Origin of the sequence: Rossellomorea orangium (assembly GCF_019334305.1) — a bacterium.
Taxonomy (GTDB): Bacteria; Bacillota; Bacilli; order Bacillales; family Bacillaceae_B; genus Rossellomorea.
The window spans coordinates 40,450-58,267 of record NZ_JAHWGH010000022.1; the positions used below are offsets into that span (position 1 = coordinate 40,450).

Here is a 17,818-nt window from a genome sequence, read left to right on the forward strand (position 1 = left end):
GCATTTAACAAGATACGACAAAATGCGTTTATTGTAGGTTTTTCAATACGGTGTTACGATAAATTTAAGAATAATTGTCATAATATTTAGATTGGGATCATATAATATATGTTTACTCTTTGGGAGGAATTGTTTTGATAACAGAAATCATTAAATTGAAGGAACAAGGAGTGTCTTTCAGAAAGATTGCCAAAGAACTGAATACGACCGTTGGAAAAGTTCAGTATCAATGGGTGAAGTACCAGAAAGCATTGGAGAATAAACAGGAACCCCGGACGGCTAAAGTGTTGATGGAGCAGGATATACCTAAAAAACGTGTCGGAAGAGCTTCATTTGGCAGGCGGATGCCAAAGCAAAGGGCAAAGAATCCACGAGCTACAGAGTTGACGATCATGTTTTCAACTTCTTCGAGAATCTATTGTCATTGGAATATATCACAAGAATGGATCCGACTGGTAAAGGAACATTTTAAGATGAAATCCGATCCTCAGCCATTCGTTCTTCGATTATATGATATTACCTCTATTTCCTTTAACGGACATAATCAACATCACCATTCGGACTCCTACGTACCATTTACTGAAAGTGATTGGTTCGTAAATGGTTTGAAAGAAAATAGAAGTTACTGCATGGAAATCGGATTACGGCTCCCTTCAGGTGACTTCGTTGCATTCACCCGTTCCAATGTTCTTCATACACCAAGAACATCTCATCATCAGGAGTCTCATAGTATGAAAGAACTTATAGAATATGAGCAGGGATTGATTAAGGAACCGAAGTGGGTCGAACATGTGAGCACGTATTCGTATTATGTAACGAATGGAGGGGAAAAGGCATGACGGCACTTTCAAATATCATTGTTTACCCAAAGTTCAATGAACTTCCATTCTCTGATATTTATGAAAAGGAAGAAGCTCTTCTTTCATTACTTATGGAGAATAGTGAATTAATCGAATTTCTTGAAAGGCATGACGGACATTCCATTCCTGTGGTATTAAATCCTCTCTTTCTTTCCCTTTATATGAGTGAGGAGTTTAAAGAGCGGTCAACTGAAATGATCCAGGCAAATCTACTGCAATCAGGCCTACGTGATAAACAGAAGTGGCAGCTCATCTATTCACAGTGGTCAACCTGCGAAATGAATTTCGTACAAGCATACAAACAGCTCGCAGTACAAGGGAAAATAAGGATTATTCCTACGACGGTCAGTCCTTTTCCATTAACTCATTTCCGGACACCAAGAGCGATAGAATCCCAGGTAAGGATGAGTACGTTATTGTTCAAGCAATATTTCCAGATGATACCGGAAGGATTCTGGTTACCTCAAGCCGCTTATGTTCCGGGTATTGACCTTTACCTTACTCAGCAGGGAATACAATATAGCTTTATATCTTCCTTCTCCTACGAACATAGTGAGAAAGAACACGACAGTGGGGTCATCAGGACACCAAGGGGATTGAAGCTTCTCCCTATTTCAGAAAGTACAATAGAGGAGGGAATAGAAAGCGATCTCCCGCTTTCCATCCTTCAGATTAAAGAGCTTACAGACTATGATGCATTAACCGAGCTGGATGATGGGAGCTTGCATCATGAACTGGAAACCCATATGAAAAAACCTACTTCTCTATCAAGAGTGGGATTCGGATATCTTGGGATGGAGAAGCAAATCCCAATTATGCCTGATGCCTCTATAAGAAATAGTAGGAAGATTCATCGCATGGAGGAGCAGTTGGAGAACATTGTGAGCATGACAGATGAGGCTGAGTGGACTCATCAGCTCATAAGAGAATGGGTATCATCTCTGGAAGGGTTCAATGAGGAGGATGGAGTATTAACCATTCATTTTGACACCTTGTTTGAGCAAGTCAAGGACGGCCGGAAGGATGATCATTTCCTTCTTCATCGGAAAAGGTTGGTCCCTTTTCCTTCTGATGAAGTATTGGAGAAGCTTAATGCAGGTACGCGCGATGGGGTGGAAGGGAAGTATGATTCAGTCCTGATTCTCTCATGGGAATACCCACCTAATATCGTCGGCGGATTATCGAGGCATGTGTATGATTTAGCCAATAACCTTGTGAAAAAGGGAAAGCATGTACATGTCCTTACAACCAAAGCAAATGATACACTTCCCCTGGAGAAGATGGAAGGGGTCACGATTCATCGGGTGCATCCCTTGCACCCTTATGAAGAAGATTTCTTTAAATGGGTATTCGATTTGAATCAGGCATTCATTCATTACGCTCATGACTTAGTAAAAGATGAAAGGATTACACATATTCATGCCCATGACTGGATTGTTTCAACATCGGCAATGAAGCTGAAAGAATACTACTCCCTTCCGCTCATCACTACCATCCATGCCACTGAACATGGCAGGAACCAAGGGATTTATACCGATTTGCAACATAAGATTCACAGAGAAGAACAGCTACTCATTTCTGCATCGGATCATCTAATCGTATGCAGTGAGCATATGAAAGAAGAAATTAAAAGCTTATTCACCATTGATGCGCCAATTGCTGTGATACCGAATGGTGTGGAACTGGAGAAACTGGATCAGTTTTCTTTGTATGATTCTCAGCAGCCCCAGATACCATATTTCTTTTCAATCGGAAGAATGGTGCATGAGAAAGGCTTTGATACCATCATCAGGGTAGCATCAAGGCTAAAGAAGGAAGGCCGGGACATCTCATTTGTCATAGCCGGGAAGGGTCCGATGCTCGAACATTATCGTCAGACTGTCATCCAGGATGAACTTTCTGATACCGTATCATTCGTCGGGTACATTTCTGATCGGGAACGGAACGACTATTTGAAAAATTGTCTGGCTGTTATCTTTCCTAGTTTGTATGAACCCTTTGGGATCGTAGCTTTAGAGGCAATGGCGTTCCGTAAAGGGGTTGTGGCATCCAATACGGGTGGATTGAAATCAATCGTAAAACATGAACAGACCGGCTTGTTATTTGAACCGAAAGATGAGACGAGTCTCTACACCCAATTGGTTTCGTTAATTGAAAACCCTAAAAAGTCGGAACAATTAGGCGGACTTGGATTTAAAATGGCAAAATCCATGTTCAGTTGGGATCGGATTGCAGACCAGACCATTCATGTCTATGAAGATGTCCTTCTTCAATCCAAAGTGGAAGGCATAAAAAGATGAAGGCGGTCATATTGGCAGGTGGAGAAGGGAAGCGATTAAGGCCCTACACGATGTCCATTGCAAAGCCCATGGTACCGATCCTGAATAAGCCGATTCTTGAATATAGCATTGATCTCCTTAGGTCTTATGGAATAAAAGACATTCTGATTACAACATGTTATAAAAGTGAAACCATTAAAGAATACTTCGGAAATGGGGAACGGTTCAATGTGAATATTACTTACCTGGAAGAAAGGTCCCCTCTTGGTACTTCCGGTGGTTTGTTCCTCGCCCGACACAGGTTGCGTGAACCGTTCCTTGTCTTAAGCGGCGATGCATTTACCAATATTCCCATTGATAAGGTCATAGAATTCCATTATGGGAAAAGAGCGGTCATGACAGTAGTATCTAAGGAAGTGGCAAATCCGAAAGAATACGGGATCTGTCATACAGATGATACCCGAAAATTAGTCAACTTCATCGAAAAACCTGAAGAGTGGGTCGGGAATGAGGTCAATACTGGTGTATATATGATGGATCCGATGCTGCTTGATCGCTATGCCCATACCGGTGCCAGGGACTTTGGGCAGGATTTCATACCACTGATGCTTCAAAACAATGAAGAAGTATACGTGTTCAAGACCAGTGCATATTGGCGGGATATCGGCAACCCGGAAGAATACAAGGGTGCAAGGGACGATCTGATGAGGGGACATTTCTCTCCCCCTTCTTTCAAAAAAGCGTACCACCATTCAAGGGACTTTATGGAGCCTTTCATCACCCGGCTTCAGGTGGCGTGCCCAAATGGAAAAAAACCGGTGGTGTTAGCAAAACTGCTTGAGACGGTTCCCACTTCCTCCAACCAGAAAGAGATCGTGTTCGATCATAGAGATGGGGGGAGGACGAAGATTATCAGTGATCCAAATAGAGGATTCATCATATACTCCAAGGCAGATAGACGGAATCTTGCAAGGGAGCTTGCAAGGTATTATGGAAAGAAAATAAAAATCTGGCAAAAGGTGTAGAGGCTAATGAAGGATAATCCTATACGTACATTCCATATCCAAGGGATAGCCTGGAGTAAGAAAAATGACTATGTGCCCATATCCGGTCAATCACACGCCCTTAATGACATTAAAGTGAGTGTGAGGGAAGAAGTTGAGGGATGGGGGGATTCCTGCTTATTCGAAATGGAGAACACTTCAAAAGAAGACCGTCAATTAAAGGTATTCTTTCTGATTGAGTGGCTTGCATGCGCAGAAGATGGGGTGGGGGTACTTTCGCTGACAAAGGATACATTCTGGAATTACAGTGGCAAACATGTTGCGATTACCAATATCGTTTCCTGTGCCCAATCTGTAAAGAAAACCATTTATCCACTTAATCTGAAAGGACTTAAGTTATGGAAGAAATCCTTGAGTAATGGAAGCTTATATTACTATCCCATCACCAATGGCCGGAATATGATGGTGTACATGCTTGACTTTTCTTTCAAGCCTTTTGAAGTGAAACAGGGGAAAGTATATGCGATTGTTGGGGCTATGGAAGAAGAGGTCTCAAATTTAAGCGACAGAATAAAAAACGGACTAGCATTTCCAAGAGAAAAGTGATATTATAGAAAAGTCGTATGAATAGTAGATGATGTATATGTTTGGAGGGAAATTATAATGCGTGTAAACATTACTTTGGCTTGCACAGAAACTGGTGAGCGTAACTATATTACAACTAAGAACAAGCGTAATAACCCAGATCGTTTAGAGCTAAAAAAATATTGCCCGAAATTAAAGCGTGTGACTCTTCACCGCGAAACGAAATAAGCAGCCGGATTTTATCCGCTGCTTTTTTTTATGCTTTATTAGGTGAATGCCTGTGTGATAACCTCGGGGCGCATCGCAATTACATAGGAAATCGATTAAAATAGAGTATGATTACAGGCCATGGAGGGATCGTATGTCTAAAAAGGAGCTGCGGAAATCTCAGCTGCAAATATTGAAGTCCATTGATCAAATTACATTCCAACAAAAATGTTTTCAAATCGAACAGCGCCTCTTTCAATCTCCTGAGTGGCAGAATAGCCAAACGGTTGCGCTAACCTTATCAAATCCTCCGGAAATGAACACTTGGAATATCATTCAAAGAGGCTGGGAAGAGGGGAAAACAGTTGTTGTACCTAAGTGTCTCCCGAAGAATCGGCAAATGATCTTTTATCAATTGCATCATTTTCATCAATTGGAACAATCCTACTTTAATTTATATGAACCGGTCCCTGAAAAGTCCACGGCTGTTCAAAACAAATCGATTGAATTAATGATCGTCCCGGGCTTATGTTATACGGTTACGGGTTACCGGCTTGGTTTTGGCGGAGGTTACTATGATCGATTGCTTTCCGCCTATACAGGATCAACCATGTCTCTTGCATTTGAAGAACAAATAGTCGATACACTGCCGGTGGAACCCTTCGATATGAAGGTTTCCACTATTCTCACGGAAAAGCGACGGATACATTGTGACGGTTGAATCTTTTTTTCTTATTCTCTTTATTCTCGCCATTTCCATAGGTGGATGGAAGACAAAGAATTTAAGTTCATCAGGTGCTGTGATGGCAGTGGTGATCGGTCTTTTCATTGGGAACGCATATGGTTTCAAGGGGTTATTTGTATTGGGCGTTTTCTTCTTGTCATCAAGCATATGGTCTCATCTATTTAAGAAAGCCAAGGTTGGAATAGAGGACCGGCTGGCTAAGACGTCCATAAGGGATTGGCAGCAGGTATTGGCAAATGGCGGTCCTGCTGCCCTGTTTGCCTTGATGTTCAGCTTGACTGGGGAAGAGGTTTTTACATTTGCTTTTGCCGCTTCGATAGCAGGTGCCAATTCAGATACGTGGGCCTCTGAAATTGGCCCGCTCAGTCATAAATCCCCTTTTTCTATAAGATCATTCAAGAGAGTTCCCAAGGGCACATCGGGAGCCATTTCTCTTGTTGGTACTGCAGCAGCTGTCATAGGGTCAGTCATTATTTCCCTGACGGCACTCCTAATGTTTGACGGTATGGATTTTATAAGCTTAATGCTGATCACTGTTTCTGGATTTCTCGGCAACATTATCGATACTCTGCTGGGTGCTTTCGTCCAACTGGATTTCAGGTGTAGAGTGTGTGGGATTCATACAGAATCCACTGTCCACTGTGGTAAGCAGACTGAAAGGACGAAGGGCTTCTGGATGAATAATGAGCTTGTCAATGCCCTTTCAAGCCTTATGGCAGGTGTGATCCTTCTTCTCTTTTATTGGAGATAGGAAAAAACGGAAAATGCAAAAAAAATTTATTGGATAAGCTGATCAGATATGATCCAAACTACTAGTAGGAGGGATCATGATGAACGGATGGACAAAATGGTTAGTACTTGGCGGTTTGGTTCTCTTTCTTGTTCCAAATCGATATCGATTATTGAACCTGTTATTAGGGAATTTCCTCGTTCGTAAATTTGCCGTAAAAGCAGCAATGGGCGTGCCGGGAATCCGCTCGAAATTTATCCAAGGTGCATTTCGGTCTTGATTCATAAAGATGACTGCAGGGAGGGAATGTCCTCACTCTGCAGTCTTTTTTGTTTACACCTTAAAAACAGGTTCGGTATAGTAAGGATATATACATATATGAAGATTAAGACTCTGGGAGTGGTAAAAGAGTTTATAAGAAAGTAGTGGATGTTGTGGATTTACGTTATCATTATTTATTTTGGAAAGCGGCTCACCATCTGGTGGAATATAAAGAATATCGGATACTCAATCTTTCTCAGAATCAGGATGAGATATGGCTGGAAAATTCGAGGGTGAAAGAGGCAAATATCATCCGGATCGTCAAAAGGGACCTGGATTGGGGTAACTGGGTCAAGCGGGATTTGGAAATGACTACCGTAAATGGGGAGAAAATAAGAAAATCCCTGGGGAAAAGGCAACTGACAATAAAAAACCTCTACATATCAACCTATCCTCCCGTCGATGGTGATCCTGATTTACTTCGGGATCCTGTGGAGCATCGAAAGACAAAGGTTCAGCCTATGCTTCTTCATGGTGAAAAAAGTGTTGAAATGCTGAAAGGGGATCCTTTATTCAATGAAGGAGAATGGGAACTTCCCCCTGAAATACTGGAAGCGAATGTCGATTGGATCAAGAACATGACCCTGACGTCATCTAAACGGCAAGTTCAGAAGGAGAGACAGCTATTCGAGAGGGGTAAGCCGTTTTTCACTTATTTCTTCATTGCCGTTCAAGTCATCATGTTCCTTATCCTCGAACTGAATGGAGGAAGCAAGGACCCGGAAACGCTCATAGAATACGGTGCGAAGTATAACCCCCTTATGATCGAAGGAGAGTGGTGGCGCCTCGTGACCCCTATCTTCCTTCATATAGGATTATTGCATCTTTTGATGAACACACTGGCGCTTTATTATTTGGGGATGGCAGTGGAAAAGATGTTCGGAAGGACCCGGTTCGTTGTCATTTACTTGCTGTCGGGAGTGACTGGTACTCTTGCCAGCTTCCTGTTCACTTCCAATCTATCAGCCGGGGCAAGCGGAGCGATCTTTGGGTGTTTCGGTGCTCTCCTTTACTTTGGTGTATTGCATCCCAGCACTTTTTTTCGAACAATGGGCCCGAACATCATTGGTGTGATCTTATTGAATCTGGCCCTTGGATTCTCCCTTCCAGGCATTGATAACGCTGGTCATTTAGGCGGATTGATAGGGGGATTTCTTGTAGCCGGTATCGTCAGTCTTCCACACAATGTCCGTCCCCTTAAGCAGATATCATTCCTTGTGGGAAGCCTTTTGCTCATAGGTATATTGGTATGGCAAGGGATCGGAACGGATTCCGCGACATGGGATGTCGATACAGTCAATGGGGTGGCCCAGGAAAAGATATCGAATGGAAATTGGGAGGAAGCAGAGAAGCTCCTTATCCCGGTGGTTGAGGAAGGTTCGCCAAATGCCCAGACATTTTTCTATCTTTCGTATGCTGAAATCAAACAGAATAAATTGGCAGCCGCCGAAAAGCATTTGATGGCGGCCATAGAAGAAGATGAAAGCTTTCATGAAGCTCACTACAATCTGGCATTGATTCTGATTGATTCTGGTAAAAAGGAAGAGGCTCTCCTTCATGCAAAAAAAGCCTATGAGCTAAATAGGCAAGATGGAAATTATGAGAAGCTGTATAAAGAACTTCAGGGAAACCTTTAAATGGAAATCAGTTGTCTGAGTAAGGAAGCATCCCCATTTTGATCAATCAGCAGCACAAGGACTTCCTTTTTATCCTTTTTCACCAATATAAGCGGGATGGCACTGTCTATGGATTCCACGACAGAGCCGTCCTCTTTTTTGATTCCGAGATAATAGTTTTTATACAGACCCTCCCACAGATTTCCGACCAGGCGATCCCATTCCTGTTTGGTGAATCCTTCCAATGGGCGGCTTTCGTACATAGGAAGTGAGGTCAAAGGGAAGGAAGTATAGTCTTTGATCTGTATCCCCTTTGAAGAAATCCCTTTTTCCCATAAGTAGTCAAGTTGTTGTTTCGTCACCTTGTCGAGGATTCCCTTCCACTCGTTTTCCGCTTCGGTCCCCGGTTGTCTGAAAGCATTTAGGGGACTGAAATTGGAATCGATCACATACAGTGTATCTTCGGACATTTTCTGGGCACTGGTGAAATCAGTGTCGGATTCATGTATCTCGGAATAATGGAAAGATACGGCTTGTAGGAGACTGCTTTCCTTGCCTTTTATTGTGGATTGCTCCACAATTTGATCTGTATCCTGTTCCCATTCATTCATGAGCCCCTTCAATCTCCCGTTCATATATAAAAAGCCGACATCCTGACGTAAATAAGCCGGTGTATCAAGCTTTGAAGATACCTTCCAGTCCACTTCGTAATGATCGTTCTTCTTCTTCGGCTCAAGCATGAGGATCGTAGCCGCTGATTCGTAGGAAACATTTTCATTGATCGGAAAAAAAATAATACTTTCTTCTGTCTGTGGTTTGTAGATGTATTGAATGCCGAGAGTGACTAGACACATGATGATCAAGAAGGGCATTGCTTCTTTCAACCTATGTTTCATTTTGTTCACCCCAGTGGTTTGTCCATTTAGTACATAGTATGTAGATCTGTATTTGAATATGATACGATGTATGATTTCCGGTTACCTTGTCTAGGATGGTAAAGATGGAAATTCATGTAAAGGTATTGGGAGTGAAGGCTAATGTCAAACGAAAAGAAAAAGCCTGTCTCTACTCAGATTGAAGAAAACACCAATTATTTAAGGGACACCTTAGCAGTGGACAAGAGCTTTGATGTCATTCAATTGGATCTGGAGTATGCTGAGCGAAAAATGGCCATGTTATTAGTGGATGGCTTTGTAAAAGACGATATCATGCATTATTTAATGAAGCTCTTATCGGGGCTCAGTCCTGAACAATTGGAAGAAGATACGTTAGAGAAGTTATTGAAGACGTACATTCCTTATATAGAGATTGAACAAGTAGATGACTTGAATCAGGTGATTGATTTAGTATTAGCGGGTCCGACAGCCCTTGTAGTGGACGGAATCGACAAGGTCATTATGATTGATGCGAGGACCTATCCGGTAAGGGGACCTCAGGAACCGGATATCGAACGGGTTGTCAGGGGTTCAAGGGACGGGTACGTCGAGACGATTGTCTTTAATACCGCATTGACGAGAAGGAGGGTTCGCGATCCCTCTCTTCGCATGGAATACATGCAGATTGGGAGAAGATCCAAGACCGATATCGTTGTCAGTTATATAGAAGATATCGCCGATCCGAACCTGGTGCATAAAATCAAAGATGCGCTTTCAAAGATCGATACAGACGGACTTGCGATGGGTGAGAAGACGCTCGAGGAGTTCATCGCCGGGCGTCATTGGAATCCCTATCCATTGGTAAGGTACACAGAACGGCCAGATACAGCGGCAGCACATCTTTACGAAGGTCATATCCTGATTATGGTGGACGGCTCCCCGAGTGTCATGATCACCCCGACGACCTTTTGGCATCATCTTCAACATGCCGAGGAGTATAGGAATAAACCTTCTGTAGGAGCGTATCTCCGGTTCGTAAGGTTCATTGCCGTATGGTCGTCAATCTTCTTGCTGCCGCTATATTATTTATTTGCGATTCACCCCGAACTCCTGCCGGAAGCCCTTCAATATGTGGGACCGAATGATGTGGGAGAAGTTCCATTGTTCCTTCAATTCTTAATTATTGAAGTCGGAATCGATATATTGAGGATGGCGGCCATTCATACTCCATCTTCTCTGGCAACTGCCCTGGGTCTCGTGGCCGCATTGATGATCGGCCAGGTTGCGGTGGAAGTCGGTCTATTCATCAATGAAGTCATCCTTTATCTGGCCATTGCTGCAATCGGTACGTTCTCTACTCCAAGTTACGAAATGAGTCTGGCCAACCGTCTCGTGAGAATATACCTATTAATTTGTACGGCTTTATTCGGGGTTTACGGATTTGTGATAGGGATATTCTTATGGATCATCATGCTTTCAAGGATGAACTCCTTTGGCATTCCATATATGTGGCCATTCATCCCATTCAACTTCAGGGCATTCAGGGACGTATTTCTTCGTTCACCCATGCCACTTAAGAACAGGCGTCCGAGATTTCTTCATCCTAAAGACCCGGACCGGTAGAAACGATAGATTAGAGATTTCCTTATTGGATAAACCTTTAAGGGAATCTCTTTTTATTTGCAATGGTAGTGCTCTTCTAAAAAGTCTCTTTTTGCAAAGATTGTTGCTTTTGAAGAACTAGTTCCCCTCATCTTGAAAAACACGCTGATTAACAGAGTATGGAATAACGATAATCTTTGTTTTTGATTGAGAAGAAAGCGGTTTTCACTTATACTTTATAGTGAAGATTTGAAAGCAGGTGTATGGCATGAAAACGATTTATGATATCCAACAGTTACTAAAAAGTTACGGAACCATTATATATGTTGGGCATCGTCTTTCCGACCTGCAGCTAATGGAAGGCGAACTAAAGGAACTCTATCAATCCCAGCTAATTGAAACCCGTGATTTTCAGACTGCTTTATTGTTGTTGCGACATGAAATAGAGATTGAAAAAGAAAAACAGGACAGGTGATATAAATGACAGAAAAATGGTTGGTTGGAGTGGACTTAGGGGGAACGACAACAAAAATTGCGTTCTTGAGTAAATATGGAGAGCTTCTACATAAATGGGAAATCCCCACTGATAAATCAGAAAACGGAAAAAATATCATCGTGAATATTGCCAAAGCGATTGATAAAAAGCTTGAGGAACTGGATCAAACTAAAGAAAAACTGGTCGGGATCGGCATGGGAGCACCAGGACCCGTCGATACAGCAAAAGGCATCATTTACGAAGCGGTCAATTTAGGGTGGGAGAATAATACACCGTTAAAAGATCTGCTTGAAGTTGAAACAGGATTGCACGCAGTCATTGACAACGACGCAAACTGTGCCGCATTGGGTGAAATGTGGAAAGGGGCAGGAGATGGTGCCAAGGATCTTGTATGTGTCACATTAGGAACAGGTGTGGGAGGCGGTGTGATCACAAACGGAAATATCGTCCACGGTGTGAAAGGGGCAGGTGGTGAAATCGGCCATATCACAGTAGTTCCAGAAGGTGGTTTCCAGTGTAATTGCGGAAAGACGGGATGTCTTGAAACCGTTGCTTCTGCCACTGGTGTCGTTCGCTTAGCCAATGAGAAACTGGATGCTGTTGCGGATGAATCCTCACTTAGAGAGCTGAGAGACTCCCGTGGCACGATCAATGCGAAGGACATCTTTGATGCAGCGAGAGAGACCGATGAACTTGCCCTTGCTGTCGTCGATCAATTAGCATTCTACCTCGGGTTATCCCTTGCAAATCTAGGAAACGGATTGAACCCTGAAAAAATCGTGATCGGTGGCGGAGTCTCGAAAGCGGGGGATATCTTATTAAAGCCGGTCAAGAAACATTTTGAACAATTTTCATTTCCTACAGTTCGTACCTCGACGAACTTAAGTATTGCCACTCTTGGAAATGATGCCGGAGTGATCGGAGCCGCATGGTTAGTCAAGAACAAAATCTGATTGTATGAGTGATAAAATGATGACAAAAGAAGAACTTTCCAGACTGGAAGGTTCTTTTTTTTGTTGCCTTTGTTAGTGCAAATAACCCACGGACCATTGTACCGTTTTTTATTAATCATGTTTTTTTGAAACTTTTAATGGTTTCAATCGTCTAATAGTATGGGTAAGTTAATAAGACTTTAACTATTATACGCCCTCAATATGAAACCGCGTTTGACGTTTTGTAAAAAAAGTATTAATATAAGTCAAGATTGCTTCGAATTATTACCTTATTTTACCATTACTATAATGAAAGTGTTACATACGAAGGAACCGTTTGTAGCAAGGAGGCTGAGTACATGAATATAAGAAAGACACCTAAAGTACCGCTGATCATCATCGCGGCACTGCTCCTCTGGATCAAAACGTATATTGTCTATAAAACTAGCTTTGATATAAAGATAGAAAATACACTCCAGGAACTGATTCTTTTTATTAACCCGCTAAGTTTCTTACTATTCATCTTTGGAATAGGATTACTCCTTAAGAAGGATAAATCACGTACCCGTTATATTATCTCAATAAGCTTCATCCTATCGTTTATCCTGTACGGGAACGTCGTGTTCTATCGATTCTTCGACGATTTCTTGACATTGCCTGTCCTCTTTCAAACGAGCAACTTCTCTGATTTAGGCACAAGTGCCAGCGCCATCATGAGCTGGAAGGATATATTCTACTTCACTGATGTGATCATGTTAATTCTCATCATTAAAATAAAGCCAACCTGGTTTTCTTTACAGAATTACTCCAGGGCCAACCGACGGGCTTATTTCCTGGTGGCGACAGCCCTTGTTTTCTTTAACCTTGGCCTTGCAGAATCGGAAAGACCTCAATTACTTACAAGGACATTCGATCGTGAAATGCTCGTCAAGAATATTGGCACATACAATTACCATGTATACGATATCTTTCTTCAATCCAAATCTTCTGCACAGAGAGCATTGGCAGATGGAAGTGAGCTGGCAGACATCGATAACTATGTCAGGGCAGGGTACATTGAGCCCGATAAAGAAATGTTCGGAGCAGCCAAGGGTAAAAACCTGATCATTGTATCTCTTGAGTCACTGCAAAACTTTGTCATCAACAGTGAAGTGAACGGTCAGGAAATCACGCCTTTCCTGAATGACTTCATCGGGGAAAGCTACTACTTTGATCAATTCTACCATCAAACCCAGCAGGGAAAGACGTCAGATTCAGAATTCATCCTGGACAACTCCCTTTACCCGTTGAATCGGGGAGCTGTTTTCTTTACCCATTCAGGGAATGAGTTTGAGTCGATGACGGAAAAGCTCGGGGAAAACGGATATTATACAACAGCCATGCATGCAAACAATAAAAGTTTCTGGAATCGTGACATTATGTATGATTCGTTAGGATATGAACGTTTTTATTCCTTACCGGATTATGATGTAACAGAAGAAAACTCAGTAAACTGGGGTATGAAAGATATCCCGTTCTTTAAGCAGTCTGTAGAGCATATGAAACAAATGCCGCAGCCGTTCAGTACTAAGATGATCACATTAACGAATCATTACCCTTTCACTTTGGACGAAGAAGATAAGTTGATCGATCCCTATACTTCCAATGATGGTACAGTGAATCGCTATTTTCAAACGGTCCGTTATATGGATGAAGCAGTGAAGAACTTCATCACTGATTTAAAGGAAGCCGGACTGTATGAGAACTCTGTCATCGTGATGTATGGAGATCATTATGGGATATCTGAGAACCATAATAAGGCGATGAGTCAATATCTTGGTAAAGATATCACACCATTTGTGAGCACTCAGCTTCAACAAGTACCGATGATTATCCATATCCCAGGTCAGAATGGAAAGATCATTTCCAAAGTGTCAGGGCAAATTGACCTGAAGCCGACCATCATGCACCTTCTCGGAATCGATACCAAGGAAGACATACAGTTTGGATCGGATATCTTCTCCGAGGAACATGAAGATCTCGCCATACTTCGAGACGGTCGATTCATCACGAAAGACTACGTGTATGCTGGAGAAAAATGCTGGGACAAAGAGACAGAAGAAAAAACGGATATGAACTATTGTGAACCATTTAAAGAGCGGGTGAATAATGAGCTCGAGTACTCCGATAAGATCATTTACGGAGACCTGCTTCGCTTTTATGGAGACAATGAAAATACGGACAATGACGAATCATAGACAAAAGGCTTGCGAAGATTTTCGCAAGCTTTTTTTGTCATGAAACTTCGAACTGTTCATACATGTAAGTAAGGACATATGTATGGGGAGGTTCTATCATGAAAGTGAAAGTGCGCAGTGGGGACACCCTTTGGTATTACAGTCAGCTGTTTTACATCCCGATCGGGCTCATCATCGATTCAAACCCTTCCGTTGAACCGAATAAATTGAAGATCGGTACAGAAATAGATCTCCCCGGTTTTAGGGAAGTAAATTATACGATCAGAAAAGGTGATACCTTTTGGGCACTCGCCAGTGAGTGGAACATTGGCGTCGACGCCTTACTTCTATTAAATGAAGGCGTAAATGCGAATGGACTGCAAATAGGTTCAACCATCATTTTGCCGTCCAGGGTTATTACTCCCATCGTCAAAGGAAAACAGGCATATCATTCTAAAATACTCCATAAAGACATTAAAAGCCTAAAAGAGATTTACCCTTTCATAAGATTAAGGTCTGTTGGGGAGAGTGTTCTGGGTGACGACCTTGTGGAAATCCGGGTGGGGACCGGAAAGAAGAAGGTTCAATTGAATGCTTCCTTTCATGCAAATGAATGGATCACGACCGCCATCCTTATGTCGTTTCTCAATGAGTATTTACTGTCCCTGACCAACAGTAACCCAATAAGAGGTATAGAGACCTTGCCGATCTATGGGGATGTGACGGTGTCATTCGTGCCGATGGTGAACCCCGATGGAGTGGATCTTGTTCTGATTGGACCACCGGAGGATAGAAGGAAAGAACTGCTTGCCATCAATAGGGGCAGCACGGATTTTACCGGATGGAAAGCCAATATCAAGGGAGTGGATCTGAATAATCAGTTTCCTGCCAAATGGGAAATCGAAAAGGAAAGAAAAGAGGAGAAAGCACCTGCCCCGAGAGATTTCCCAGGATATAAGCCCCTTTCAGAGCCTGAAGCCATCGCAATGGCTAACCTTGCACAGCAAGAGAATTTTGATCGTCTCCTCGCCATTCATACCCAGGGGAAAGAGTTTTATTGGGGTTATGAAGGGTTGGAACCTCCGGATGCCGCCAAACTTGCAGCTGATTTTACCAGAGTGAGCGGATATGAATCTGTCAGATATATTGACAGCTACGCAGGCTATAAGGATTGGTTCATTAAGGAATTCAAAAAAGCAGGATTCACTCTGGAGTTAGGAAAAGGGATCAATCCGCTACCCCTTTCTCAATTTGATGAAATCTACCAGGACGTCCTGGGCATATTCCTTGTTTCCATTTATCGCTGGTACTAACAAAAGTGGAGGCGGTTTGACCTCGAGGGGCTAGCCGCCTCCGCTTTTTGTGCTGAGGAGGCTTGGCCGAACTTCCATAGAAATCGGAGCAGTTCCCTTCACCCTCCAGCACAACCTAACGACAGAGCATACGCAAGCCGAATCTTGTGTATGAATAACAATAATCTTTTTAAAAGCTTTTATTTATGACAGTACACCAAAGAAATGGGTTGGTGAAAAAACCCTCGAAAAAACGATGAATTTGTTCCATAAATAACTATTGTAGAAATCAGCAATCAGGAGTAAAATTAATCATCATCCTAGTGAATAGTAACCGATATTGTGGTGACCCAAAAGGTGTATATATGAGCATCTGGTCATCACTTTTTTTGAATTTTTGTAATGTTTTTTTAATATTTTTGAAACATTTTTGCTTTAAAAACGTACTAATTAATATGAAATAAAATGGGAGGGGGGAAGAGGATGAAGAAGAAAAAATTAAGCTTGATCATGCTCATGATGTTGTGCATATTGTGGTTGCCGGCATGTCAGTCAGACGAGACGCAAACCCCCCCCTCAGAAAAAGTGAGTGCTGAGAAGAAAGAATTGATGGCCAACCACCTTCCTGTCGATGGATTTATTGAAAATGTGGGCTGGCTGTCTAACTCTGAAATTCTGAGTGTGAAAGATGAGGGGGGTGTCACCTCCTTCTTTATCTACAACTTATATGATGGCACCAGTAAAAAAATCTATGAAGTGAACTCCTCATATGTCACTGCAAGCATTTCACCGGATATGAAAAAAATATTCATCCATTCGTCCCCTGCTTCATATTCAGCGCAGGTGACCATAATAGATGCAACGGGAGAGATCCAATTTCAAAAGGATGTACCTTCCTATGAATTGACTCATTCATGGAATCAATTCAGCGAGGATGTTTTGTTAATGACAAGTTTCAGCGAAGATTGGAGCTTTCAGGTTTTTGAAATAAACCTGGAGAATAAGACAATGAATCCCATCGAAGTGGAGCAGCCATTTGTTCAGTGGCAATCAGAATCCTCCATCCTTTTTCAAGATTGGAGTTCGAATGAGCTGAGTGTATCAGCACCGCTGATTTCTCAAAATATCCTCAATAATGAAAAGAAAATGATTGTGGAGGATAGTGTTCACTTCAATCAGTTCGATGATTCTCTATTATCAGTTCATTCAGGTGAAGATCGGATGCCGTTCACATATCAGTTCATTGATACCAATGGAGAAATTCAATCTGAATTTACAGTAGAACTATTGAGCCGTTACTCTGATTGGTTAATTCCTTATTATGATATGATAGAAAAGGATGGTCGCTTGATTACGTTCGTTGCAAACGAGCCAGGCTCTTTTGATACGTACACAGGGACGTTTTCTTTAAAGAGCTGGGATACGGTTTCAGGTAAGGAGAACGTGTTATTTGAAGATCTCCCTTTAGAACCCATTCAATGCTCCCCTGATGGAGGGTTTTGTTTATACGGAAACCAGTTAGAAAAAGTAATCGATCTCAAGAAACCGAACATCATTCAACTACTAAAAGAAGAAGGAGCAGATAGTTAATGGCGATTGTCGATGTAACAGTTATACCAATTGGAACGGAATCACCCAGTGTAAGTTCATATGTGGCGGACCTGCAAAAGATTCTGAAGGGATATGAGGAGGAAGGGGAAATTCGTTTTCAGCTTACTCCCATGAATACGATCATAGAAGGGGAACTTCCTATTCTTTTTCAAGTGATACAAGATATTCATGAGTCACCATTCCAACACGGGATCCAGCGTGTGGCAACCAATATCAGAATTGATGACCGCAGGGATAAAAAAACGACTATGGAAGGGAAACTGTCTTCCATTCAGCGTCAATTAGAAAAGTAAAATGGCAAAAAGAGTGGGCATTCGCTAATTGAATGCCCACTCTTTTTAATTGGTTGTTTTCGTAAATATTGTTGCTTTTGGATGTAGCGAGTGGCGGTTGATTTCCGCTACAGGTGCTCGCTTTCCGCGGGGCTGGCGGTGAGCCTCCTCGGCT

At 42.3% G+C, this 17,818-nt stretch carries 17 protein-coding genes; 16 read left to right on the forward strand and 1 reads right to left on the reverse strand.

Going from position 1 to position 17,818, the window contains the following annotated elements; genetic code table 11:
* Positions 1-134: 134 nt before the first annotated feature.
* The 9 genes from KYJ26_RS20930 to KYJ26_RS24305 all read left to right on the forward strand — a co-directional run bounded on the left by KYJ26_RS20930 (position 135) and on the right by KYJ26_RS24305 (position 8,368).
* Positions 135-839 carry a DUF4912 domain-containing protein gene (locus KYJ26_RS20930; RefSeq protein WP_219169685.1) on the forward strand — a complete coding sequence of 235 codons (705 nt, stop codon included), beginning with the start codon at positions 135-137 and terminating at the stop codon, positions 837-839.
* Positions 836-3,160 (forward strand): glycosyltransferase, encoded by a 2,325-nt coding sequence (locus KYJ26_RS20935; RefSeq protein ID WP_219169687.1) that lies wholly within the window; start codon positions 836-838, stop codon positions 3,158-3,160. Before KYJ26_RS20930 ends, KYJ26_RS20935 begins: the two co-directional genes overlap by 4 nt.
* Entirely contained in the window at positions 3,157-4,164 is a 1,008-nt protein-coding gene (locus KYJ26_RS20940; protein WP_219169689.1) for a nucleotidyltransferase family protein, read from the forward strand. The genes KYJ26_RS20935 and KYJ26_RS20940 overlap by 4 nt, the downstream gene beginning before the upstream one ends.
* Before the next feature lie 6 nt (positions 4,165-4,170).
* A complete protein-coding gene (locus KYJ26_RS20945) occupies positions 4,171-4,749 on the forward strand; it encodes a hypothetical protein (RefSeq protein WP_219169691.1) in 579 nt (192 codons plus the stop codon).
* A gap of 57 nt (positions 4,750-4,806) precedes the next feature.
* Positions 4,807-4,956, forward strand: coding sequence for a 50S ribosomal protein L33 (gene rpmG, locus KYJ26_RS20950; protein ID WP_064091498.1), 150 nt, complete (start codon positions 4,807-4,809; stop codon positions 4,954-4,956).
* A 133-nt stretch (positions 4,957-5,089) separates the two neighbouring features.
* Positions 5,090-5,656 (forward strand): 5-formyltetrahydrofolate cyclo-ligase, encoded by a 567-nt coding sequence (locus KYJ26_RS20955; RefSeq protein WP_219169693.1) that lies wholly within the window; start codon positions 5,090-5,092, stop codon positions 5,654-5,656.
* Positions 5,646-6,431: a DUF92 domain-containing protein gene (locus KYJ26_RS20960; RefSeq protein WP_308807581.1), complete on the forward strand. Its 786-nt coding sequence runs from the start codon at positions 5,646-5,648 to the stop codon at positions 6,429-6,431. The genes KYJ26_RS20955 and KYJ26_RS20960 overlap by 11 nt, the downstream gene beginning before the upstream one ends.
* Before the next feature lie 76 nt (positions 6,432-6,507).
* The gene (locus KYJ26_RS20965; protein ID WP_219169695.1) at positions 6,508-6,690 is read left to right on the forward strand and encodes a hypothetical protein; all 183 of its coding nucleotides are present in this window, start codon (positions 6,508-6,510) and stop codon (positions 6,688-6,690) included.
* A gap of 154 nt (positions 6,691-6,844) precedes the next feature.
* Positions 6,845-8,368, forward strand: a complete 1,524-nt coding sequence (locus KYJ26_RS24305) for a rhomboid family intramembrane serine protease (protein ID WP_219169697.1) — start codon at positions 6,845-6,847, stop codon at positions 8,366-8,368.
* Here the strand turns inward: KYJ26_RS24305 and KYJ26_RS20975 are convergent.
* Positions 8,365-9,243 (reverse strand): hypothetical protein, encoded by an 879-nt coding sequence (locus KYJ26_RS20975; RefSeq protein WP_219169699.1) that lies wholly within the window; start codon positions 9,241-9,243, stop codon positions 8,365-8,367. The genes KYJ26_RS24305 and KYJ26_RS20975 overlap by 4 nt on opposite strands.
* Positions 9,244-9,384: 141 nt before the next feature.
* On the opposite strand from KYJ26_RS20975, the gene KYJ26_RS20980 reads away from it, so the two are divergent.
* From KYJ26_RS20980 to KYJ26_RS21010, 7 genes are all read left to right on the forward strand, one after another.
* Positions 9,385-10,845 (forward strand): spore germination protein, encoded by a 1,461-nt coding sequence (locus tag KYJ26_RS20980; RefSeq protein ID WP_219169701.1) that lies wholly within the window; start codon positions 9,385-9,387, stop codon positions 10,843-10,845.
* Between the two features lie 247 nt (positions 10,846-11,092).
* Positions 11,093-11,299, forward strand: coding sequence for a YqgQ family protein (locus tag KYJ26_RS20985; RefSeq protein WP_219169702.1), 207 nt, complete (start codon positions 11,093-11,095; stop codon positions 11,297-11,299).
* 5 nt (positions 11,300-11,304) lie between these two features.
* Positions 11,305-12,273, forward strand: a complete 969-nt coding sequence (locus tag KYJ26_RS20990; protein ID WP_219169704.1) for an ROK family glucokinase — start codon at positions 11,305-11,307, stop codon at positions 12,271-12,273.
* A gap of 338 nt (positions 12,274-12,611) precedes the next feature.
* The gene (locus tag KYJ26_RS20995; protein WP_219169706.1) at positions 12,612-14,489 is read left to right on the forward strand and encodes an LTA synthase family protein; all 1,878 of its coding nucleotides are present in this window, start codon (positions 12,612-12,614) and stop codon (positions 14,487-14,489) included.
* Between the two features lie 98 nt (positions 14,490-14,587).
* Positions 14,588-15,781, forward strand: coding sequence for a M14 family metallopeptidase (locus KYJ26_RS21000; RefSeq protein ID WP_219169709.1), 1,194 nt, complete (start codon positions 14,588-14,590; stop codon positions 15,779-15,781).
* Between the two features lie 462 nt (positions 15,782-16,243).
* Complete coding sequence (locus tag KYJ26_RS21005; protein ID WP_219169711.1) at positions 16,244-17,350, forward strand: YqgU-like beta propeller domain-containing protein; 1,107 nt, start codon at positions 16,244-16,246, stop codon at positions 17,348-17,350.
* Positions 17,350-17,664, forward strand: a complete 315-nt coding sequence (locus KYJ26_RS21010) for an MTH1187 family thiamine-binding protein (protein WP_219169713.1) — start codon at positions 17,350-17,352, stop codon at positions 17,662-17,664. Before KYJ26_RS21005 ends, KYJ26_RS21010 begins: the two co-directional genes overlap by 1 nt.
* Positions 17,665-17,818 lie beyond the last annotated feature (154 nt).

What these genes read in the sequence shown, in the direction of transcription:
- KYJ26_RS20935 (WP_219169687.1), top strand. Translation starts at nt 836, where the DNA reads ATGACGGCACTTTCAAATATCATTGTTTACCCAAAGTTCAATGAACTT.
- KYJ26_RS20940 (WP_219169689.1), top strand. Translation starts at nt 3,157, where the DNA reads ATGAAGGCGGTCATATTGGCAGGTGGAGAAGGGAAGCGATTAAGGCCC.
- KYJ26_RS20945 (WP_219169691.1), top strand. Translation starts at nt 4,171, where the DNA reads ATGAAGGATAATCCTATACGTACATTCCATATCCAAGGGATAGCCTGG.
- rpmG (WP_064091498.1), top strand. Translation starts at nt 4,807, where the DNA reads ATGCGTGTAAACATTACTTTGGCTTGCACAGAAACTGGTGAGCGTAAC.
- KYJ26_RS20955 (WP_219169693.1), top strand. Translation starts at nt 5,090, where the DNA reads ATGTCTAAAAAGGAGCTGCGGAAATCTCAGCTGCAAATATTGAAGTCC.
- KYJ26_RS20965 (WP_219169695.1), top strand. Translation starts at nt 6,508, where the DNA reads ATGATGAACGGATGGACAAAATGGTTAGTACTTGGCGGTTTGGTTCTC.
- KYJ26_RS20975 (WP_219169699.1), bottom strand. Translation starts at nt 9,243, where the DNA reads ATGAAACATAGGTTGAAAGAAGCAATGCCCTTCTTGATCATCATGTGT.
- KYJ26_RS20980 (WP_219169701.1), top strand. Translation starts at nt 9,385, where the DNA reads ATGTCAAACGAAAAGAAAAAGCCTGTCTCTACTCAGATTGAAGAAAAC.
- KYJ26_RS20985 (WP_219169702.1), top strand. Translation starts at nt 11,093, where the DNA reads ATGAAAACGATTTATGATATCCAACAGTTACTAAAAAGTTACGGAACC.
- KYJ26_RS20990 (WP_219169704.1), top strand. Translation starts at nt 11,305, where the DNA reads ATGACAGAAAAATGGTTGGTTGGAGTGGACTTAGGGGGAACGACAACA.
- KYJ26_RS20995 (WP_219169706.1), top strand. Translation starts at nt 12,612, where the DNA reads ATGAATATAAGAAAGACACCTAAAGTACCGCTGATCATCATCGCGGCA.
- KYJ26_RS21000 (WP_219169709.1), top strand. Translation starts at nt 14,588, where the DNA reads ATGAAAGTGAAAGTGCGCAGTGGGGACACCCTTTGGTATTACAGTCAG.
- KYJ26_RS21005 (WP_219169711.1), top strand. Translation starts at nt 16,244, where the DNA reads ATGAAGAAGAAAAAATTAAGCTTGATCATGCTCATGATGTTGTGCATA.
- KYJ26_RS21010 (WP_219169713.1), top strand. Translation starts at nt 17,350, where the DNA reads ATGGCGATTGTCGATGTAACAGTTATACCAATTGGAACGGAATCACCC.